Annotated in this window: 17 protein-coding genes; 7 read left to right on the plus strand and 10 right to left on the minus strand. The window is 67.6% G+C overall.

Annotated elements, in window-relative coordinates:
- The coding region (locus tag ACFOM9_RS13790) for a hypothetical protein (RefSeq protein ID WP_386712004.1) at positions 1–190 on the plus strand (190 nt) is incomplete at its 5' end.
- A gap of 66 nt (positions 191–256) precedes the next feature.
- On the opposite strand, the gene ACFOM9_RS13795 is transcribed toward ACFOM9_RS13790, so the two are convergent.
- The 8 genes from ACFOM9_RS13795 to ACFOM9_RS13830 all read right to left on the minus strand — a co-directional run bounded on the left by ACFOM9_RS13795 (position 257) and on the right by ACFOM9_RS13830 (position 9,504).
- Entirely contained in the window at positions 257–1,024 is a 768-nt protein-coding gene (locus ACFOM9_RS13795) for a glycosyltransferase family 2 protein (protein ID WP_386712277.1), read from the minus strand.
- Between the two features lie 2 nt (positions 1,025–1,026).
- Entirely contained in the window at positions 1,027–2,220 is a 1,194-nt protein-coding gene (locus ACFOM9_RS13800; RefSeq protein WP_386712006.1) for a hypothetical protein, read from the minus strand.
- Between the two features lie 201 nt (positions 2,221–2,421).
- A complete protein-coding gene (locus ACFOM9_RS13805) occupies positions 2,422–3,075 on the minus strand; it encodes a polysaccharide deacetylase family protein (RefSeq protein WP_386712009.1) in 654 nt (217 codons plus the stop codon).
- Positions 3,076–3,080: 5 nt separating this feature from the next.
- Positions 3,081–4,181 (minus strand): glycosyltransferase, encoded by a 1,101-nt coding sequence (locus tag ACFOM9_RS13810; protein WP_386712012.1) that lies wholly within the window; start codon positions 4,179–4,181, stop codon positions 3,081–3,083.
- A gap of 13 nt (positions 4,182–4,194) precedes the next feature.
- Positions 4,195–5,538, minus strand: coding sequence for a phenylacetate--CoA ligase family protein (locus tag ACFOM9_RS13815; protein ID WP_386712015.1), 1,344 nt, complete (start codon positions 5,536–5,538; stop codon positions 4,195–4,197).
- On the minus strand, positions 5,535–7,088 hold the full coding sequence (locus ACFOM9_RS13820) for an oligosaccharide flippase family protein (protein WP_386712018.1): 1,554 nt from the start codon (positions 7,086–7,088) through the stop codon (positions 5,535–5,537). The genes ACFOM9_RS13815 and ACFOM9_RS13820 overlap by 4 nt, the downstream gene beginning before the upstream one ends.
- Positions 7,085–8,398 carry an O-antigen ligase family protein gene (locus tag ACFOM9_RS13825; protein WP_386712021.1) on the minus strand — a complete coding sequence of 438 codons (1,314 nt, stop codon included), beginning with the start codon at positions 8,396–8,398 and terminating at the stop codon, positions 7,085–7,087. The genes ACFOM9_RS13820 and ACFOM9_RS13825 overlap by 4 nt, the downstream gene beginning before the upstream one ends.
- Positions 8,399–8,415: 17 nt before the next feature.
- A complete protein-coding gene (locus ACFOM9_RS13830; RefSeq protein WP_386712024.1) occupies positions 8,416–9,504 on the minus strand; it encodes a polysaccharide deacetylase family protein in 1,089 nt (362 codons plus the stop codon).
- Between the two features lie 139 nt (positions 9,505–9,643).
- On the opposite strand from ACFOM9_RS13830, the gene ACFOM9_RS13835 reads away from it, so the two are divergent.
- Genes ACFOM9_RS13835 through ACFOM9_RS13860 form a run of 6 tightly spaced genes read left to right on the plus strand, consistent with a single transcriptional unit; the run spans position 9,644 to position 16,501 of the window.
- Positions 9,644–10,321 carry a J domain-containing protein gene (locus tag ACFOM9_RS13835; RefSeq protein WP_386712027.1) on the plus strand — a complete coding sequence of 226 codons (678 nt, stop codon included), beginning with the start codon at positions 9,644–9,646 and terminating at the stop codon, positions 10,319–10,321.
- Between the two features lie 19 nt (positions 10,322–10,340).
- Complete coding sequence (locus tag ACFOM9_RS13840) at positions 10,341–10,949, plus strand: class I SAM-dependent methyltransferase (RefSeq protein WP_386712030.1); 609 nt, start codon at positions 10,341–10,343, stop codon at positions 10,947–10,949.
- Complete coding sequence (locus ACFOM9_RS13845) at positions 10,942–12,159, plus strand: glycosyltransferase (protein ID WP_386712032.1); 1,218 nt, start codon at positions 10,942–10,944, stop codon at positions 12,157–12,159. Before ACFOM9_RS13840 ends, ACFOM9_RS13845 begins: the two co-directional genes overlap by 8 nt.
- Entirely contained in the window at positions 12,156–14,216 is a 2,061-nt protein-coding gene (locus ACFOM9_RS13850; RefSeq protein WP_386712035.1) for an NAD-dependent epimerase/dehydratase family protein, read from the plus strand. Before ACFOM9_RS13845 ends, ACFOM9_RS13850 begins: the two co-directional genes overlap by 4 nt.
- Before the next feature lie 43 nt (positions 14,217–14,259).
- On the plus strand, positions 14,260–15,387 hold the full coding sequence (locus tag ACFOM9_RS13855) for a GNAT family N-acetyltransferase (protein WP_386712038.1): 1,128 nt from the start codon (positions 14,260–14,262) through the stop codon (positions 15,385–15,387).
- 4 nt (positions 15,388–15,391) lie between these two features.
- On the plus strand, positions 15,392–16,501 hold the full coding sequence (locus tag ACFOM9_RS13860; protein WP_386712041.1) for a GNAT family N-acetyltransferase: 1,110 nt from the start codon (positions 15,392–15,394) through the stop codon (positions 16,499–16,501).
- A gap of 7 nt (positions 16,502–16,508) precedes the next feature.
- Here the strand turns inward: ACFOM9_RS13860 and ACFOM9_RS13865 are convergent, their stop codons facing one another.
- Positions 16,509–17,141 (minus strand): hypothetical protein, encoded by a 633-nt coding sequence (locus ACFOM9_RS13865; protein WP_386712044.1) that lies wholly within the window; start codon positions 17,139–17,141, stop codon positions 16,509–16,511.
- A gap of 53 nt (positions 17,142–17,194) precedes the next feature.
- Positions 17,195–18,265, minus strand: a complete 1,071-nt coding sequence (locus ACFOM9_RS13870; RefSeq protein ID WP_386712047.1) for an acyltransferase family protein — start codon at positions 18,263–18,265, stop codon at positions 17,195–17,197.
- Between the last annotated feature and the right edge of the window lie 81 nt (positions 18,266–18,346).

The raw sequence follows: 18,346 nt of genomic DNA on the forward strand, positions 1-18,346 counted from the left end.
CGTCCAGCCCACGGTCAATGGCCGCGAGGCCAATGCCGGGCGCCTGCACGTGCGCGTGCTCGAGCCCAGCAACGCGACCATCAGCGTGCGCAACTGGAACAGCGTCGATTCGGGCGAGTACAGCAAGGGCTGGCGCATCGACGTCAATGGCAGCAGCACGGGCTACGTCGTCGAGCTCTACGAGAACTGAGCCAACTCCGCAACCCTGGCCTCGCGACCGGCGAGCCAGGGTGGCCGGCCAGAGGTACGGGCAGGCCTAGCGACGCTTCGACAGCGCGTTGCGTGCGTAGTGCATGAAGCACCACGAAGCATGCAGCAGGCCGAGCGATTCCACATCGCGGTAGATGCGCCACTGCCATGCGGCGGCGCGCAGCTTGTTGGCCGATACGGACCCCTCGCGAACCAGGTAATAGGCCAAGGGCTCGTCGTGCTCCACGCGGATCGCGCGCCCCGCCCGACGCACCCGCTCCAGCCAGAACACGTAGTCCTCGTGTCCGATCTTGCGGAAGCTGCCGTCGCCCATGCGCCGATCGTAGATGCCGGTCAGGTTGCCGATGTGGTTGCCCTGCAGCATCTCGGCGTAACCGACAACCGCCGGCGGGCGGACGATCGACAGCGCGCGCCCGTCCTCCGCCATGCGCTGGTAGGACGCGTACGAGACCAGGGCACCTGCCGCATCCATCTGCTGCAGTTGCAGCTCGAGTTTCCGGCAATGCCACCAGTCGTCGCTGTCGAGGAAAGCAATGTGGCTGCCGCTTGCCGCGGCCAGGCCCGCATTGCGCGCCGCGGCGACGCCGGCGTTGCGGTCCTGCCGGATCAGCCGGACCCGGGAGTCGGCTGCTGCGTACTCGCGCAGGATCCCGACAGACGCGTCGGTCGATCCGTCGTCGACCGCCACCAGTTCGAGATCGGCAAACGACTGCCCAAGCACCGATTCGATCGATCGGCGCATGGTGTTCTCGGCGTTGTAGACCGGCATGACCACGCTGACACGCACGCCGGTGCCCGAGCTTGCCGACTCCATGGTCACGCCACCTTGCGCATCCGCGCGCCCGCCCAGGACGATGGCGGCGGCGGCAGCACGAAGTCGCGATAGTCGTTCGGGTTGCCGCGCTTGCCGGCTTCGGCCGCCTTGATGATGTTGTAGACCTCCCGCGAACTCACGTAGTGCAACACGTGGCGGCTGCCATCGTTGTAGGCCTGCTCGAGGTGGGAATGCATGGCGTCGGCGGCTGACCCCAGCAGCGTATCCATGTCCTGTTCCTGGGTGCCGTGGGTGTGGACCTTGACGAAGACCCATTCCGGGCGCCCCTGGACGTGGATGCCGGTGTCGACCCAGGCATCGACGCGCGCGGGCGTGGGCGGGCAGCCGCGACGCACGTCCGATGCCTCGATGCGCGGCACCACGCCCATCCTGCGCTCGCGCCAGTTCAGTCGCAGCGGCCCCTGCACGATCATCAGATCGCCGCTGGCACGCCCGCCGGTGCGCACCAGTTCGCCCCTGTCGTGCGACTTGGGCGCCAGCGGATCATCGGTGGCGTAATAGATGCTGTTGATGGTGCTGGTCTGGGTATCGCTCGGCGCCGACGGCAGCGTGAAATCGGCGTAGCAGCCCAGCTCGCGCAGCAGGGTCAACTCGTTGTTGATCCCGCACCAGCGACCGTCCGGACGCGAGTTGTCGAGGCACCAATTGCCGTGGATGAACCCGAATCGCACCTCGCCGCTGGCCGGATCGACCGGCAGCGCGCCATGGCGCTCGTGCAGGATCCGGCAGAAGCGCGAAATCGTCTCGCGGAAATTCGACTCCGTGTCGTTGTCGTGGTGGAGGTGGATCTCGATCTCGCCATAGCCATCGGCGCAAAGCGCCGCGATCTTGTCCAGGTGCTCCTCTGCGTACTCCTCCTCCGGGTAGAAGAACGTGTGCTGGGGCGGACGACCGTCGGCATCATGGTGGCGCGAGGCGAGCTCGCGATATTCGCTGCACCAGCGATCGACGCGCGAGCGCTGCGTGGCCAGGTCGGCGCCGTGCCACATGGGCTCGAAATGGTCGACGAAACAGAACATGACGTGGATCGGCCCTTCGACCTTCGGCGGCCGCGACCGGAACAGGTAGCTGCCGATCCAGTTCTGCATGTTGCGCGCGCGAAGCAGCAACCACAGCGCGAGCATGGCCGCGGCAAGCAGGAAAAGCGCAACTCCAGCAACGACCCAGATGCTCACGTACGGCTCCGATGGATGCATGACACGGGTAAATCCCCTACTTCATGAACGCGAATCCGGCCCGCGCGAGGCCACCGACCTGTCAGCGCAGGTTCGCCCGTGGCTCCTGGATATTCCGCGCGGTGCAGGATCGAACTAGACACGCGCGTGCGCGACCACTTTGCCAACCTAGCGCCCGACGTGCGCGGCCGGTCGCCCCGCCTAGCGGACCGACTCCGCAGGCAGCGCCTCGAATCCGAATCCATCGCGCTTCCACTGCGGGATCATCGCCTCCAGCACCTGCATGGAAATCGCGCTGTCGTCATGCATCAGCAGGATGTCGCCAGCGCGCGGCGGATGCCGTTTCGCCACTTCGATCAGCTCCGATGCCGGCCGGCGACTGTAATCGAGGCTGTCGTACGACCAGTAGGCGATGCGGCGGCGCTGGCGCAGGAAGTGCATCACCATCGCGGGCGGCAGCACGCCGCGCGGGGGGCGGAACGGATGGACCGGGCGTCCGTCGATGGCGCAAAGCAGCGCGTCCGTGCGATCGATCTCCTCGATCTGCCGCTCCAGCGAAAGCGAGTCGAATACCGGGTGCGAATACGAATGGTTGCCCAGCGTGTGGCCGGCGTCGAAGATCCGCCTGGCGACTTCGGGATGGCGCTCCACCTGCTCGCCGACGAGGAAGAAGGTCGCGAGCACGCCGTGGGCTGCGAGCAGCTCCAGCAGCGGCCCGGTGTGCGCGGGGTGCGGGCCGTCGTCGAAGCTCAGGTACAGGTTTTGCCCGCCGCGCCTGCCGACGGTTTCCACCCAGGCATTAGGCAGCAGGCTCAGCAGCAGCAGCCGCTTGGGGCGCGGCGTCAGCGGATGCATTGCCGTCATTGCGCGTAGACCTGTGCGTAGCGTTCGGCCATCGTCTGGAAGGAGCCTTCCTCGAGTACCCACTCGCGCCCGGCCCTGCCGAACGCGGCGGCGCGCCCCGGGTCACGCAACAGCTCGCCGATTGCCGCTGCCAGCACGTCGGGATCCGAGGGCGGCACCATCACGCCGTTGATGCCCGGCTGCACGATTTCGCCGTTGCCGCCGACGTTGGTGGCCACGATCGGCAACCCCGCGGCGCACGCCTCGAGCAGGGCCATCGAATAGCCTTCGCTCAGCGATGACAGGACGAACACGTCCAGCGCCTCGAGCAGGTCCGCCACATCGTCGCGCATCCCGAGGAAGAACACCGCATCGGCGACGCCCTGTTCGGCGGCGAGTGCCACGAGTTCATCGCGCAGCTGGCCATCACCCACGATGACCAGCGCGGACTCGGGCATCCGGCGTTTCAGCAGCGCGAAAGCCCGGACCAGGCCTGCCTGGTCCTTGACCGGATTGAGCCGGCCGACGGTGCCGAGCAGACGGGTCGCTTCCGGCAGCCCCAGTTCGGACGTGAGCCGCGCGTGCGCGGCGGCGTTGGCGGGGCGGAACTTCCGCACGCGGATGCCGTTGGGGATCGACACGATCCCCTTGCGCGGCCGGATGCCCGCGCCGTCGAAGAACCTGCGCACGGTGTCGCCGACCGCGACCACCGTGTCGGTGTAGCGCATCGATTTGCCGTAAAGCCAGGCCCGGCGCCCGGTGGTCGCCGACGCGGACATGCCGTGCCGGGTGTTCACCACGCGCCCGATGCCCAACCCCAGCGCAGCGGCGACAGCGTAGTAGTGCGCCAGGTCGTTATGGCTGTGCAGGACATCGCAGCGGCTCTTCGCCAGCGCCCGGCGGGCACGCGCCAGCGCGAGCAGGTCCGGCCCGCGCCGTTTGCCGCAGGCCGTGACCGCCACGCCGGCATCGATCAATTCGCTCGCCAGCGCTCCTTCCTCGAACAGGCAGATGACCTCGCACGCGTGCCCGGCCTCCAGCTGGGCCTGGACGAGGTTGATCACCACCCGCTCAAGCCCGCCATAAGCCAGGTTCTCGACGAAATGCGTGATCCTCATGCGATAGCGCCCTTCATGCCAGCTCCGAAATCGTGACACGGTGCTTCCCGCTGGGTGTCAACGGGATCTGGTCGACGTAGTGGATGCGAACCGTCAATTGCTCCCCCAGTTTCGAACGCAGCTCGCAGGTGATCTGCTCCATCGCCTGCTCGTCGAAACCCTCGCCGCGCACGACATTGACATCGAGGGCGTCCAGCTGCCGCTGAACGACCTGGTAGCGCTCGATGCCATTACCCTTGAGGAAAGCGTAGACGATGAACTCGCCCGGAAGGAACCTGCCGTCGGGCGTGCGCAGCGCATCCAGCCGGCGCCCGTCGATCCTCGACAGCAGCGGCAGGCCGCGGCCGCAGGTGCAGGTCTCGTCCGCGGCGGTTGCCAGGTCGCCGTTGGCATAGCGCAGCATCGGCATCCCGTAGTTGTGCAGGTCGGTGACGATCACGTCGCGAGCCTCGTTCGCGTCCGAAGGCGGCATGTTGCCCCCGAGCTCGACCAGCAGGTGGTCGGCGTTGACGTGCAGGCCGCGGCGCTCCCCGCATTCCGCTGCCACCAGCATGAACTCCCGGCATCCATAGGTGTTGTACGCCGGGCATCCGAACGCTTTTTCGATGACTTCGCGCTGGGGTTCGTGCAGGCTTTCGGCCGCCGCGAGTATCTGCGCCGGCCGGTGCAGCCTGTGGCCGTTGGCCATGGCCCATTCGGCGAGCTTCACGATCGGGGCGACGTACGACACGATCACTTCCGGCTTGTAGCGATTGATCGCGGCCACGTAGCGCGGCATCAGCGCCTCGCTCATGGTGAACGCGTTCAGGGTCCGCCGGTGGAATGCGACCTGGTGCAGGAAATCCTTTGTCGAACGCCTGCCCGCGGACTGGCCCCACAGGTACAGCGTCCGCTGTCCCATCCGCGCGCCCGCCCAGCCATAGCCGCGGAACATGACGGCGACACGGCGTTCGTAGCTTTCGCGGGTATAGCCGAAGCGCAGCGGTTCGCCCGTCGAACCGCCGGTCGTCTTGTACAGCAGGTCCTTGCGCCAGCCATCGGCGACCAGTCGATCGAAGTTGGCCCGGATCTCGGCCTTGCCCAGGGTCGGAAGGAGCGCGTAGTCGGCCAGCGACCGGATATCGCCCGGCTGCGCCCCGGCCTGTTGCCAGCGTTCCCGGTAATACGGAACGTGCCGCCAGCAGTGGTCCAACAGCTTCTTCAGCTTCTCCCATTGCATGGCCGCGACCTGCTCCGGGGCCAGCCACTGGTTGCGCTCGTATTCCTCGAGGTACTGCAGGGTCCGGCGTCGCCGCAGGCCCGATTCGTACAGCGGGAACAGCAGGCGGCGGAACAGGTTTTCGTACATGACGCTCATGCGGGCTCCGGCCTCGCCCGCGCGTGTGCCCATGCCAGGATGCGCGCCCCCACGCGCGGGCGGTTCCCTGCCAGGCGCCCGTGCAGCTGCTGCAGGTAACCGATGTCGTCGCGGCTCCAGCAGCCGAACAGCAGCGTCAGCCCGCCGTAGACCAGCGAAATCACCAGCGTGCCGAGGATGATCTGGGCGATGAACGGAAGATGGCCGCGCATCGGCAGCACGAGCAGGCCGGCAAGCAGGGCCGCCGACCAGATCCGCGCCAGCCGGCTCCAGCTCGGAGCAACGCGGCTGACCCGGATCGCCTGCCACATGATCGCGATCGCGCCGATCACCGCGACCAGGGTGAATGCGATGACCGCGCCGTCCAGCCCGTAACGCGCGATCAGCACCGCGTCGAGCACGATCTTCAGCACGCCGCACGCCAGCGAGATGACCAGTACGTGACCTTGGTGGTCGGCGCTGATCAGCAGGCTCGATGCCCCCTGGGTCGTCATCACCAGCCCGGCCACGGCCAGGCAGGCGGCAAAGACCGGTCCGGCCGCCGCATAGGCCTGTCCGTACAGCAGCCCGATCACCGCATCGGAGAACACCAGCCCGAACGCGACCAGTGGCGCGGCAAGGAAGGTCAGGTAGACCGTCGAAGCCACGAAACGGCGCCCCGCGACGGCATGCCCGCGGCTCAGCGCGTTGGCCATCATCGGCAACAGGAGCGCGGCGAACACGCCCGGAACCAGCAGCGATGCGCCGGTGGCGAGCTGGTAGGCGACCTTGAACTGCCCCGCCGCCGCAGGCTCCGCGTACAGGTTGAGGAACAGGACCTCCACCTCGCTGGCGGCGAAGAAACCCACGGTCACGATGCAGGCGGTGAACTTCATGTGCCGTTTCACGCGCGTAACCAGCTCGGGCCCCATGGCGGCACCGGGGAGGCCCGGGGGCACCAAGCCCTTGATCTGCCGGCGCGAGCTTTCGTAGAACACCAACCCCGAAAGCACGAACACCGCGAGCAGCCAGGCGATCGAGCCGTCGAACCACATCACCGCCAGCACCATCAGCAGGTTGGCCGGCGTTGCGATCATGGCGACGATTGCCGTCGCGCGGAAATTCTCGAAGCCCTTGGCAACCCCGATGTTGAACATGTACGACGCGCGGATCGCCACCGCGACCACCAGGAACGCCAGCAGCATCGCGTGGTTCAGCCCGGGCATCAGCTTGTCGCCCGCGAAGACGAACAGCAGCGCGCCAGCGACGAGCACGACCAGCAGGAAGATGCGCTGCACGTGGCGCAGATAGCGCAGCAGGCAGGGAATCAGCTCATCGCGATCGGCGCCCCGCAGTTCCGCCACGAACTTGATCGCACCGCCGGCGGTGCCCGAATTGGTGAAGGCCACCCCCACCGCGACCAGCCAGATCGCCAGGCTGTAGACGCCATACCTGTCCGGGCCCAGGTGGCGGGCGATGATGATCGACGTCAGCATGCCCAGCACGTACTCGGTATACAGCCCTGCCGAGGAGAACAGGGTATTGCGCAGGGTCTTCGAGCGCATGTTCATGCGAATGCAAGCAGGACTTTGACGATGATGAAGAGCAGAACAACGCCAATTACGGCGTAGATCGGCCACCGGAGCAGGTCATTGCCGAGCTTGAACTCCGGCAGACCGGGGTAGCGGCGGCGCATCAGCGTGTAATACGCGACGATCATCGCCGCCTGCAGGTACAGGATGACCACGTAGCCCCGGCTCAGGAAGAACGCGCACGCAAAGAACCCGCACACCGACAGGAACAGGGTCAGCCCCAGCTTGCGGTCGAACGTCCACGCCTGCTGCAGCTCCGCGACCTCCCCGTCGGGCATGTCGTCGGGAATCCATCCGGTGAGGACGATGTCGCTCGGCGCATTCAGCACGGCCAGCAGCATGCGGACGCCGTAGCCGATGAAAGCGAGCCAGAGCATGAATCCGATGAACCCGGTCTCGGTCAACACCAGCACGAACGAGTTGTGCGCGGTCAGCTGGTCGAGGTCCGAATAGCCGCCGGCACCGATGCCGAACACGGGATCGGCGAAGAACATCTGCAGGCCTTCGTACCAGGCGTCGACCCGGCCCGCCGCCGAGTCTTCGCTGACCTCGAGCTCCTGCAGCCGCGAAGGCAGCGCCATCAGTCCCACCAGCGCCACGGCGCCCAATCCGCCCGCGGCCATCATCCCGTACCGGCGCCATGCGTACACGCCCAGCATCACCACCAGCGCGAGCAGCGTGCCGCGCGAATCGGTCAGGTACACGCCGTAGACCAGCACCCCGGCCACCGTCAGCCAGAACAGGCGCCGCAGGCCGAACAGCCCGCCCCTGCCGGCCAGCAACATCGCCATCGGCAGGCACATGATGAAGACCATGCCCAGGTCATTGGGATCGTTGAAGATGCCCACGTACTGGATGCGGGTTTCCTGGGACAGCCCGATCCCGGTCCAGCCCACCCCCAGCTGCACCTGCTCGATGCCGTGCAGCGACATGATCCCGGCACACACGGTGAACACGGCCATCATCGCCACCAGGCGGCGCCGGCTATCGAGCGCGTTGGCCATCAGGAAGAACGCCATCACCACCGGCCCGAAGTACGCCACGATCAGGACGATGCCGCCGACCCAGCCGTTGGCGATCTTGGTCAGCATCGCGAACACCATGAATACCGGCAGCAGCAGGTACTGCGGAGCGTCGAAGGATTTCTGCGGGGACAGCGCCCAGAACATCGCCGCCATCGCCAGGCTGATCGGCAACAGGGGGATCCCGGCCATCTGCTCGGCCCAGACCGGATAGTCCTGCGGCCTGAGCAGCACCAGCGCCAGGTAAATGCCAATGAAAATGAACATGCGGCGTTCGGCGTCCTTCAGTGCCCGCGGTTGCGCGAGGTGTGACTGAACACTTCGGGCAACGAAAGCATCGCCTCGAACCATCCCAGATCCATGTGGCGTTCCACCGGCAGCCGGGGCATCCCGTATCGATTCGCCGGTTCCAGTCCGCTGGTGCCGCTGATGTAGCTGCAGGCCAGGCGGTAACCGCAAGCGCGCGCGATGTCCACGACCGTCCCGTCGTAGGCGTCCCGGCCGCCGACCGGATACGACAGCACCTGCGCGTGGACGCCGATCTCGCGCCCGATGGCCTGGCGGGAACCCGCCAGCTCCTCCTCGATCAGCGCGGGGGACAGCTTGGCCAGCATCCGGTGGTTCACGCCGTGCGAGCCGATCTCCATGCCCGACGCGTGCATCCGCCGGAGCTGGTCCCAGCTCATCGGCCGGCAATCGTCATGCCCTCCCGCCCTGGGCATCGCCAGCACCTCTTCCAGCCGGCCGATCAGGGCTTCCTGCGCAGGCGCATCGAGCGCCTTGAGCCGATCGAGCACTTCGGCCACCACTTCGCGCCGCGCGGCGGGCGGCCCGTGCAATCGCGCCTGCAGTCCGATCTCCGGAAGCGCCAGTTCACCCTCCGGCGCCACGGTCAGCATGTGCGCCAGCCAGTCGTAGGCATAGGGCGCACCGCTCTCGATATGCCCGGTCGAGACGAAGAACATCGCCGACAGGCCGGCCTCTTGCAGGATCGGCCATGCGATCCGGTAGTTGTCGTCGTAGCCGTCGTCGAACGTCACCAGCACCGAGCGCGGCGGCGGCGCGCGCCCGCGATCGATGCAGTCGAGCAACTCGTCGAAACGCAGCGGGTGGAAGCGGCGCCTGACCAGCTGCATCTGTTTCCGGAACATCCCGGCCGAGGCGCTGATCAGCTCGGGATCGAACACGAACGCGTCGGGCTCGGCGCTTTCCAGCACCCGGTGGTAGGCGAGGATGCGCACATCGTGCCTCAGCAGTTGCCGCACCGCCCTGCCCAGCGGCATCAGCCCGGCACGCTGGCAAAGGCTCGCGAGGCGTTGCCGGCGGCCGCGCTGCGCGCGCGCTTCCATGCTGGAGCCTGCCGAATCCGCCATCCTTTTCCTTCCCCTTCTTCGCCCGCACGCCGCGGGGCTTGCACTTGGCGCTCTCGCTGCCGCTCGTGACAGCATCTCTTGCCCGATGCACACTTGACTGAACGCAAATTGCGAATGAAACCGTCCACGGGGGAAGGCAATGCAGGACGACATCGATTTCGCAGCCCTCTACGGGGAGTTGGGGCTGTCGGCGGATTGCCCGATGGCCAGCCTCAAACAGGCCTATCGCCGCCGCGTGCGCGAACTGCACCCCGACTTGCCCGGTGCGAGCGGCAGCGTCGAACAGCTGCAACGGCTCAACCGCTTGTACACCGCGGCGCTGGATTTCCAGCGCCGGTACGGACGACTGCCCGGCGCCCTGCCCCGCGCCGCCGCTTCGACCCCACCGGTGCATGCAGCGGCCTTCGAAGCCGTCGCGCGACCGCAGCCGCCATCCGAAGTGTCCGCTCCGCGCCCCTGGTTGCGTTATCTCCTGCTGTCGGGACTCGCGGGCGCCATCTTGCTCTGGCTCGCGCCCGGTCACCAGGCGGAGCCGGAAATGCAGACGGCAGCATCAGTCCACCCGGCCGGTGCCCACGTACTGGGAGTATCGATATTCAAGTTGGGTTCCGATCGCGCGCTGGTGCGCCAATTGCAGGGGGCGCCGTTCAATGATGACGATGATGCGCACTGGAGCTACGGCCCGTCGTGGATCGAATTCCGATGCGGCAGGGTAAGCGATTGGTACAGCTCGCCGCTCCATCCATTGCGCGTGCGCAAGCCCGAACCGGACGCCGCCGACCTCGTCGCGGCGCAATCAGGGGAAGCGCGCTGTTGATCCGGGCAAGGCAGGTCGCATGTTGAACAAGGCTGCAGCGTTTACGAAGAAGGTGCAGCGTCGCCTCTGGATGAAGTACGCCCTGCGCGGCGCGGGCAACGACAACCACGCGCGCCTGGACCTGGCTTACCGCGTCGAAGACCCATGGAACATGGAATCGGAGCTGGAGCAGGCTCGCTTCGAGGCCACCAACCAGATCATCGTGCAGGCATTCGGCCGGGTCGGTTCGCTGCTGGAACTCGGCTGCGGCGAAGGCCACCAGACCCAGTACCTGGCGCGCGTCAGCCAGGCGCAATACGGCGTCGACATCAGCCCGCAGGCGATCGAACGGGCGCGCCTGCGCATGCCGCAAGCGCACTTCGCCGCGACCGACATCTTCAACCTGCCTTGGAACCGCGACGACGAGCGCTTCGATCTCGTCACCGCCTGCGAGATGCTCTACTACCTGCGCGACCCGGCCGCGACCATCGCGCGCATGCGCGCGATCGGCCGCAGCGGGCTGGTGACCCTGTTCGCTCCCGCCTGCGGCGTGCTCGGGCCGCATTTGGATGCAATCCCCGGTTTGCACAAGGACTGGTTCCACCATGGCAGGACGGCCTGGCTGGCGGCGTGGTGGCGCGATGCGTGACCACGCCTTGCCGCATGGCCTTGGCATCGTGTATTTCGGCAACGACTGGCACGCGGAGAACCGGACAAGCAGCCATCACATCGCGACCCGCCTGTCGAAGGCGGTCCCGCTGCTGTACGTCGATTCGCCCGGGATGCGCGCGCCCAACGCCTCGGGACGCGACATCAAGCGCGCCGTGCGCAAGCTTGCCGCGTCCCTGCGCGCGCCGAGCCGGATCTCCGAAGGCCTGTGGCACTGCACGGTTCCGCAGCTCCCGTTCCGGCGCATTCCCGGCGTCGACCTGTGCAACCGTCTGTTCGGCCGATGGGCCGTGCGCCGGGCGATGCGCCACGCCGGCATCTCGCGCAACATCTCGTGGTTCGTCGTTCCCCACCCCGGGTTCCTCGCCGGTCGCCTGCGCGAGGAACTGTGCGTCTACTACTGCATCGACGACTACGCCGCGCATCCGGGCGTGGATGTCGCGCTCATCGAGCAACGCGACCGCGACCTCTCGAGCCGCGCCGATCTGCTCTTCGTTGCCCCGCCGGCGCTGCTCGAGGGCAAGCGCGCGCTGAATCCGAACGTGGTGTTCTCGCCGCACGGCGTGGACGTCGAGTTGTTCGCCCTGGCTGCCGACCCGACGACCCCCATCCCGCCCGCCGCCCGCGACCTGGCTGCGCCGGTGATCGGATTCCACGGCTCGATCCACGAATGGATCGACGTGCCGCTGCTGGAATGGCTGGCGCGCCAACGTCCCGCCTGGAACTTCCTACTCGTCGGCCACGCGGCCACCGACGTCGCGTCGCTCCGCGCGCTGCCGAACGTGCACCTGGTCGGGGCGCAGCCGTACGCGACGCTGCCCAACTGGGCCCGGGCGTTCGACGTCGCGATCATTCCGTACCGCCAGAATCGGCAGGTCGCCAACGCCAACCCGCTGAAGCTGCGCGAGTACCTGGCGACCGGCAAGCCGATCGTCAGCACCCGCAATCCCGAGATCGAAAAGTTCTCGCGCTGGGTCCACGTCGTCGACGACCGCGAGGCATTCCTTGCCGCGCTTGACGAGGTCCTCGCTGGCGAACCGGTGGCAGCGGCCGCGGAGCGCATGGCCAGCGTGTCCGACCAGTCGTGGGACAGCCGCGTCGACGAAATACTTGCCGTCGTTTCGAACGCCTTGGCGACGAGATCCGGCATGGCGCCCCCTCTTTCCCGCATCAGCCCGCAGACCCCATGACCCACCAGACTTCCAGCAAACTCCGCGTCGCCATCGTCGGCGCGGGCTACGTGGCCGGCCATCACGCCGCGGCCTTGAAACGGCTCGATCACGTCGAGATCGTCGGCATCTGCGACCCGAATCCCGCCGCCGCGCAGGCGATCGCGGGCCGTTTCGGCATTCCGCGCACCGCATCGTCGCTTGCCGACCTCGCCGACGCCGCGCCGCAGGCGGCCTACATCCTCACCCCGCCCGCCTCGCATCCCGCGCTTGCGATGCAGGCGATGGACATGGGCTGCCACGTGCTGGTCGAAAAGCCGATGGCCGACTCGGTCGCCGACTGCGAAGCCATGGTCGCGCATTCGCAGGCCAAGGGCGTGCTGCTGGGCGTCAACCACTCGGACCTCTTCGACCCGGTGCTCCTGCGCGCGCTGGACGCGGTTCGCGCCGGGCGCATCGGCGACGTGGTGTCGGTCGACATCATCCGCAATTCCGAGTATCCGGCCTACGCCGGAGGCCCGCTGCCGTCCAGCGTCACCCAGGGCAGCTATCCGTTCCGCGACCTCGGCGTCCATGGGCTCTACACGATCGAGGCGTTTGTCGGCACGATTTCCGGATTGCGCGTGGACTACCAGTCGCGCGGAACCGACCCCAACCTGCACTTCGACGAATGGCAGGCGCAGGCGCAGGCCGAACGCGGCATCGGCCGCCTCCTGCTGTCGTGGAACGCGCGCCCGATGGAGAACCGCGTGTTCGTCCGCGGCACCCGCGGCACCATCGAGGTCGACCGGTTCCTGCAGACCTGCCGCGTCCAGCGGGTGCTGCCGGGCCCGAAGTTCATCGGCATCGTCGTCAACGCGGTGGCGCGCGCCGCCGCCGACCTGGTCCAGATCCCATGGAACGTGCTGCGCTTCGCCACCGGCATGCTCAAGCCGTCGCCGGGCATCCAGCGTGGCGCGATCGAATTCGCCAATGCCGCGCGCGATCGCGCCGCGCCGCCCTTCAGCGGCCAGGATGCCCTGCGGATCGCGCGGCTGCTCGATCCGGTCTGCGTCGCACCGGACCGCGAACGCCTGGAGATGCTGGCGGCGCGACGCAGTCCGATCGAGCCGGCCGATGTGCTCGTGACCGGTGCGGCCGGTTTCGTCGGCCGTGCCCTCGTCAGGCGCCTGCGCGCGGAAGGAAAGCGCGTGCGGGTGCTGGTGCGAAAACCACTTGCCATACATGACGCCGATCCGGGCATCCAGGTGGTCGTAGGTGACCTCGGCGACCCGCGCATCGTGGCGCACGCCGTCGACGGTGTCCGCACCGTCTACCACGTCGGCGCAGCGATGCGTGGCAGCCTGCGCGACTTCGAGGCGGGCACGACCTGGGGCACGCGCAACGTCGTCGACGCCTGCCTTGCCGCCGGCACGCCTCGCCTGGTATACGTCAGTTCGCTCAGCGTGCTCGACCACGCCGGCCGCGATCCGTCGGCCCGGCTCGACGAGGCGTCCGCCTTCGAACCCAGGCCGCAATCGCGAGGCGCCTACACCCAGACCAAGCTCACCGCGGAGCGGATCGTCAGCACGGCGATCGCCGAGCGCGGCCTGCAGGCGGTCATCATCCGGCCGGGACAGATCTTCGGTCCCGGCGCGGAAAAGGTCACGCCCAACGGCACCATCGCGCTGGCCGGCCGCTGGGTGGCCGTCGGTCCCGGCACGCAGACGCTGCCGCTGGTCTACCTGGACGATCTCGTGGACGCGCTGATGCTGGCGGGCAGCGCGCCGGCCGCCACCGGGGGCCTGTTCAACGTGGTCGATCCGCATGAAATCCCCCAGCAGGAATACCTGCAGCGCTGCAAGGCCAAGCTCGGCGACGAACTGAAGATCGTCCGGGTGCCCGTGTGGATGTTCCTGTTGCTTGGATACGGCGTGGAAACGCTGGGCAAGCTCCTGCATCGTGAAGTACCGTTGACGCGCTATCGGGTGCGCTCGCTCAGGCCTTTGGCCAACTTCGACACGAACGCCGCCCGCGGTACGCTGGGCTGGTCGCCGAAGATCGGTGTCGAACGTGGCATGGAACTGACATTCGGCTAAACGCCGACCGAGAGTGGGACTGCTCCGGGGGGAGGCAGCAACGATGCAACAGCCAGCACGCGCCGGTCCGCCCGGCTACCAGGTCACGCTTGCGCGATTGCCGGCGCGCGAAACGCTGCGTGACGCATGGCTGGCCCTGCAAGCGCGCTCCGACAGCAGCTTCTTCCTGTCGTGGCAATGGATCGGCACGTGGCTGGACACGATCTGCCCGACCCGAATGGCGCGCCTGCTGAGCGTGCACCACGACGGCCGCGTGGTGGCGATGGGCATCCTCACGCGGCGCGGCCGCCTCTTCGGCTTCGCACCGGCCAGCCTGCGCCTGCATGAAACCGGGAGCCGGGACCTCGACAGCCTCACCATCGAGTACAACGGGCTGCTCAGCGAAACGGGGCACCACGGGCATGCGCTGGCGGCGATGGTGCGCCACCTGCTCGAACACGAACCGAGCTGGCTGACGGTCTTCCTGCCCGGCATCGACGTCGACGCGCTTCCACTGGCGGCGCTGCGGGAGATGCCGGTCGAGATCCGCATGAATCTGCGTCCCACACCTTTCGTGGATCTCCAGGACCTGCGCGATCGCGGGCTGGAGTACCTCCCCACCCTGGGCAGCAAGACCCGCGCAGCGGTGCGCCGCACCGCTCGCAGGTTCGAACATGCCTTGGGACCGGTCAGGCTCGAAACCGCGACCAGTCCCGGGCAAAAGCTCGAATATTTCCATGCGCTGGTTGCGCAACACCGGCGCTACTGGCACGGCAGGAACGGCAGCGACGGCGCATTCGGCGACGCGCGGCTCGTACGCTTCCACGAGCGCCTGCTGCAACAATCCACCTCGACCGCCGGCGGCGAACTGATGCGGCTCTCGGCCGGCAGCACGCCGATCGGATATGCCTACAACATCGTCGCCAACGGAACGGCGCATTTCTACCAGTCCGGGATCGACTACGCCGCGGGCGCATTCCATGGCAGCCCAGGCCTGCTGCTGCTGTCGCGCGTCATCGAACGACACCTGGAGGAAGGCACGAACCGGTTCGAACTGATGGCAGGCGACTCCCCGTACAAACGCAGCCTTGGCGCGCAGGCCGGCTCGATGGCCTGGGCGTCGATCGACCGCATCGGCCTGGCCGCTCGCCTGCGTCGCGTCTGGTGGCGGCTCAACAGGCGACGGGACTGACCGCGTGATCAGCGTGCGTTGGCACTCAGCCGCAGACGTCGACGAGCGGCTGTGCCAGGCGTGGACGCAGTTGGGCCTGCACGCCGCGCAACCCGACTTCTATGCGATGCCGCAGTTCGTGCTGCCTGCCTCACGCTGGCTCACGCCACGCAACCCGGCGCGGATCGCGGTCGTCGAGCGCCGTTCGGGCGGAAGTCCGGAGCTGCTCGGCATCGGCTGCTTCACCCATCACGGCCCCACCCTGTTCGCGCCTTTCCCGCACCTGCGCTGCTACCGGACGCGGCACACGTTCCAGGACGGCATGCTCTGCGCTTCGGGCGCCGAGGATGAGGTCGCACAGGCGCTGCTCGACGCCGCGACGGGCGCGATGCGCGGCGCCGGTGCGATCGCGCTGCGCAACATCCCGGCTGAAGACCCCCTGTTCAACGCGCTGTGCGCGCGGGCCTCCGCCGCCGGGCACGGCTGGTACCAGCTGCGCGCGCTGGCGCGCCCCGTACTGCATCGCGGCCCGGATGGCCGCTTCGCCTCGCGGATCCCGCGACGCGTGGTCCGCGACATCGCGCGCAAGCGCCGCCGGCTGGAGACGATGGGCAAACTGTCTTTCCGGCTGTTCCAAGATGGACATGCGACCGACGACGTCGTCACGCGCCACCTCGACATCGAACACCTGGGATGGAAGGGACAGGCGGGGAGTTCGATGCGCAGCTCGGCGGCCGAAACTGCTTTTTTCCACGACATGTGCGACAGGCTGCGCGGCACCGGTGGCGCGGTGTTCTGCGAAACGTTGCTGGACGGCCGGGTGATCGCCTCGGCCAGCACCTTCCGCGCAGGCGGGATCCTCAACGCGTTCAAGACCGGGCACGACCCCGAGTTCGCGAGCAACAGCCCCGGCAAGGCGAATGTGCTCTCGCTGATCGAAGCAATGCCGGAGATGCTGCCCGACGTGCGCATGTTCGACAGCAACTCGCGCGAAGACTCGTTCATCGGCGCCATGCTGCCCGATCGCCGGAACATGCTCGCCGGGTTCCTGCCGCTGGGGCGGCTGGCCCGGCGCGCGCTGGAAGCGGCCCGCTGGATCCGGCCGCTCGCCTATCGGCTGGACAAGGATCCCTGAGCCGCGCTTACGCGATGTGCGCCTCGTGCCACTCGAGGGACTGGCCGGTCCGCCACAGCAGGCGCCGTCGCGGCTGCACCGCGCCCACCGGCGGCAACGCCGGCACCGGCCGTTGCCGGAGCAGCAGCCGGCGGCCGATCGCCAGCGCGCGGATCTTCGCAACGGGCCGCATGCCCATGGCCAGGTGCGCCTGCATCGACGCCACGTTGGCGGGATCGACATCGGAGAACAGCTGCAGCGGGCGCGCCTCCACCACCGAAGCGGCGTTGATCAACGCGAGCAGCATGCGGTGGCCACGGCGCGACGGCACCACGAACGCATCGCGTCCCCACGCCTGGTCGGATTCGAGTTCGAACAGCCAGCCGAACTCGTCGAGGTAGCGCGGCACGCCCACCAGCCCCCAGGTCCACGCGACAAGCCCCTGGCCTTCCGCCTCGATCGCGTAGAACTTGGCGCCGAGCGCAAACCGGCGCGCGATGCGCGCCATGTCGCCGCGCATCCCGTGCTGCCGATAGGACTGCGCGATGTCGCCGGCGGCGTCTTGGCGCAGTTCGAGCAACCGCTCGCCGGCAGCCAGCTGCACCGCGTCGGGCGCCTGTGCCGGCCGCCAGAACACGACCCGGGTATGCAGTTCGATCATGCGCTGCCTCTTCGGCGCGCGGATTTTCCAATCTTGCTCTTCATCATTCCCCTTCAAAGCGCCGTTGCACGCCCGGGTGCGGCAACGTGCAGTTCCCGGTGATGCTTCCAGGCCGCCCGCAGAATCCGCATGGCTGGCTGCTCCACGCCGCGATGCAAGGCGAATGCCAGCACCAGCATCGCGGAGACGACCACCGTGACCGCCACCCCGGCAGGCAGTCCATGCTGTTCCAGCAAGCGGATCAGGGCAAACCCGACCGCCTGGTGGAGCAGGTACAGGGAGTACGACAGCCCGCCGAGCAGCACCAGCGGGCGTGCCCGCAGCCACTGCAGGTCGCCGGCGAGGGCAAGCCAGAAGACGATGCAGCCGAACACGGCCACCAGCAGCAGGACCGGCGGCCCGACGAACGCGATCGTCCCCAGGCACAGGCCGATCATGCAGACATTGCGCACTTTCTCTCCTGGATGGCCGTGCATGCGATGGAACAGGATACCCAGCCCGAAGAATGCGATATGCCGCAGCAGCAAGACTTCGCGCGCGGTGTAGGAAAAATGCATGTGGTAGCGGACGGCCAGGGAGTACGAGACCGCGAGCAGCAGCCACGCCGCGATGACCCAGTGGATGCGCGCCAGCTGGCCGGCCATGAACCACAGCAGCATCTGCACGTAGAAGAACAGCTCCACCTGCAACGTCCAGTACGAGCCGTCCAGGTGGCGGCCACCGAGGATCTGCTGGACCATCGTGAAGTTGAGCAGCAGGTCATGCGCGGGCAGCAGCTGCCAGGGCATGCCGCAAGCCCAGACCACGGCCGCGGTCAGCGCCACGGCGGACCAGTACGCGGGAAACAGCCGCGACACGCGCGACACGACGAAATCCATGGCGCTGTGCGACCGTTCGAGACTCATCAGGATCACGAAGCCGCTGATCATGAAGAACAGATACACGCCATAGTTGCCTTCGGGGAATCCGAACGGCAGCCTGCTCGCATGGCCGATTTCGTCTCCGTATTGCGTGCTGTAGTGGTAGAGCACGACCGCCATGGCAGCCAGTCCACGCAATGCATCAAGTTCGACAAAGCGCTGGCGGGACGTTGAATCGCCATCCAACAGGGTCTTTTCCACCACGAGCCTCGGGCGATTCGCCTGCCTTCCCTAGCGTACGGAAATCAGACGCCATGCCGGCCAGCGTTCAACCCCTCAACCAGG

This window comes from Luteimonas notoginsengisoli, assembly GCF_042648885.1.
Taxonomy (GTDB): domain Bacteria; phylum Pseudomonadota; class Gammaproteobacteria; order Xanthomonadales; family Xanthomonadaceae; genus Luteimonas; species Luteimonas notoginsengisoli.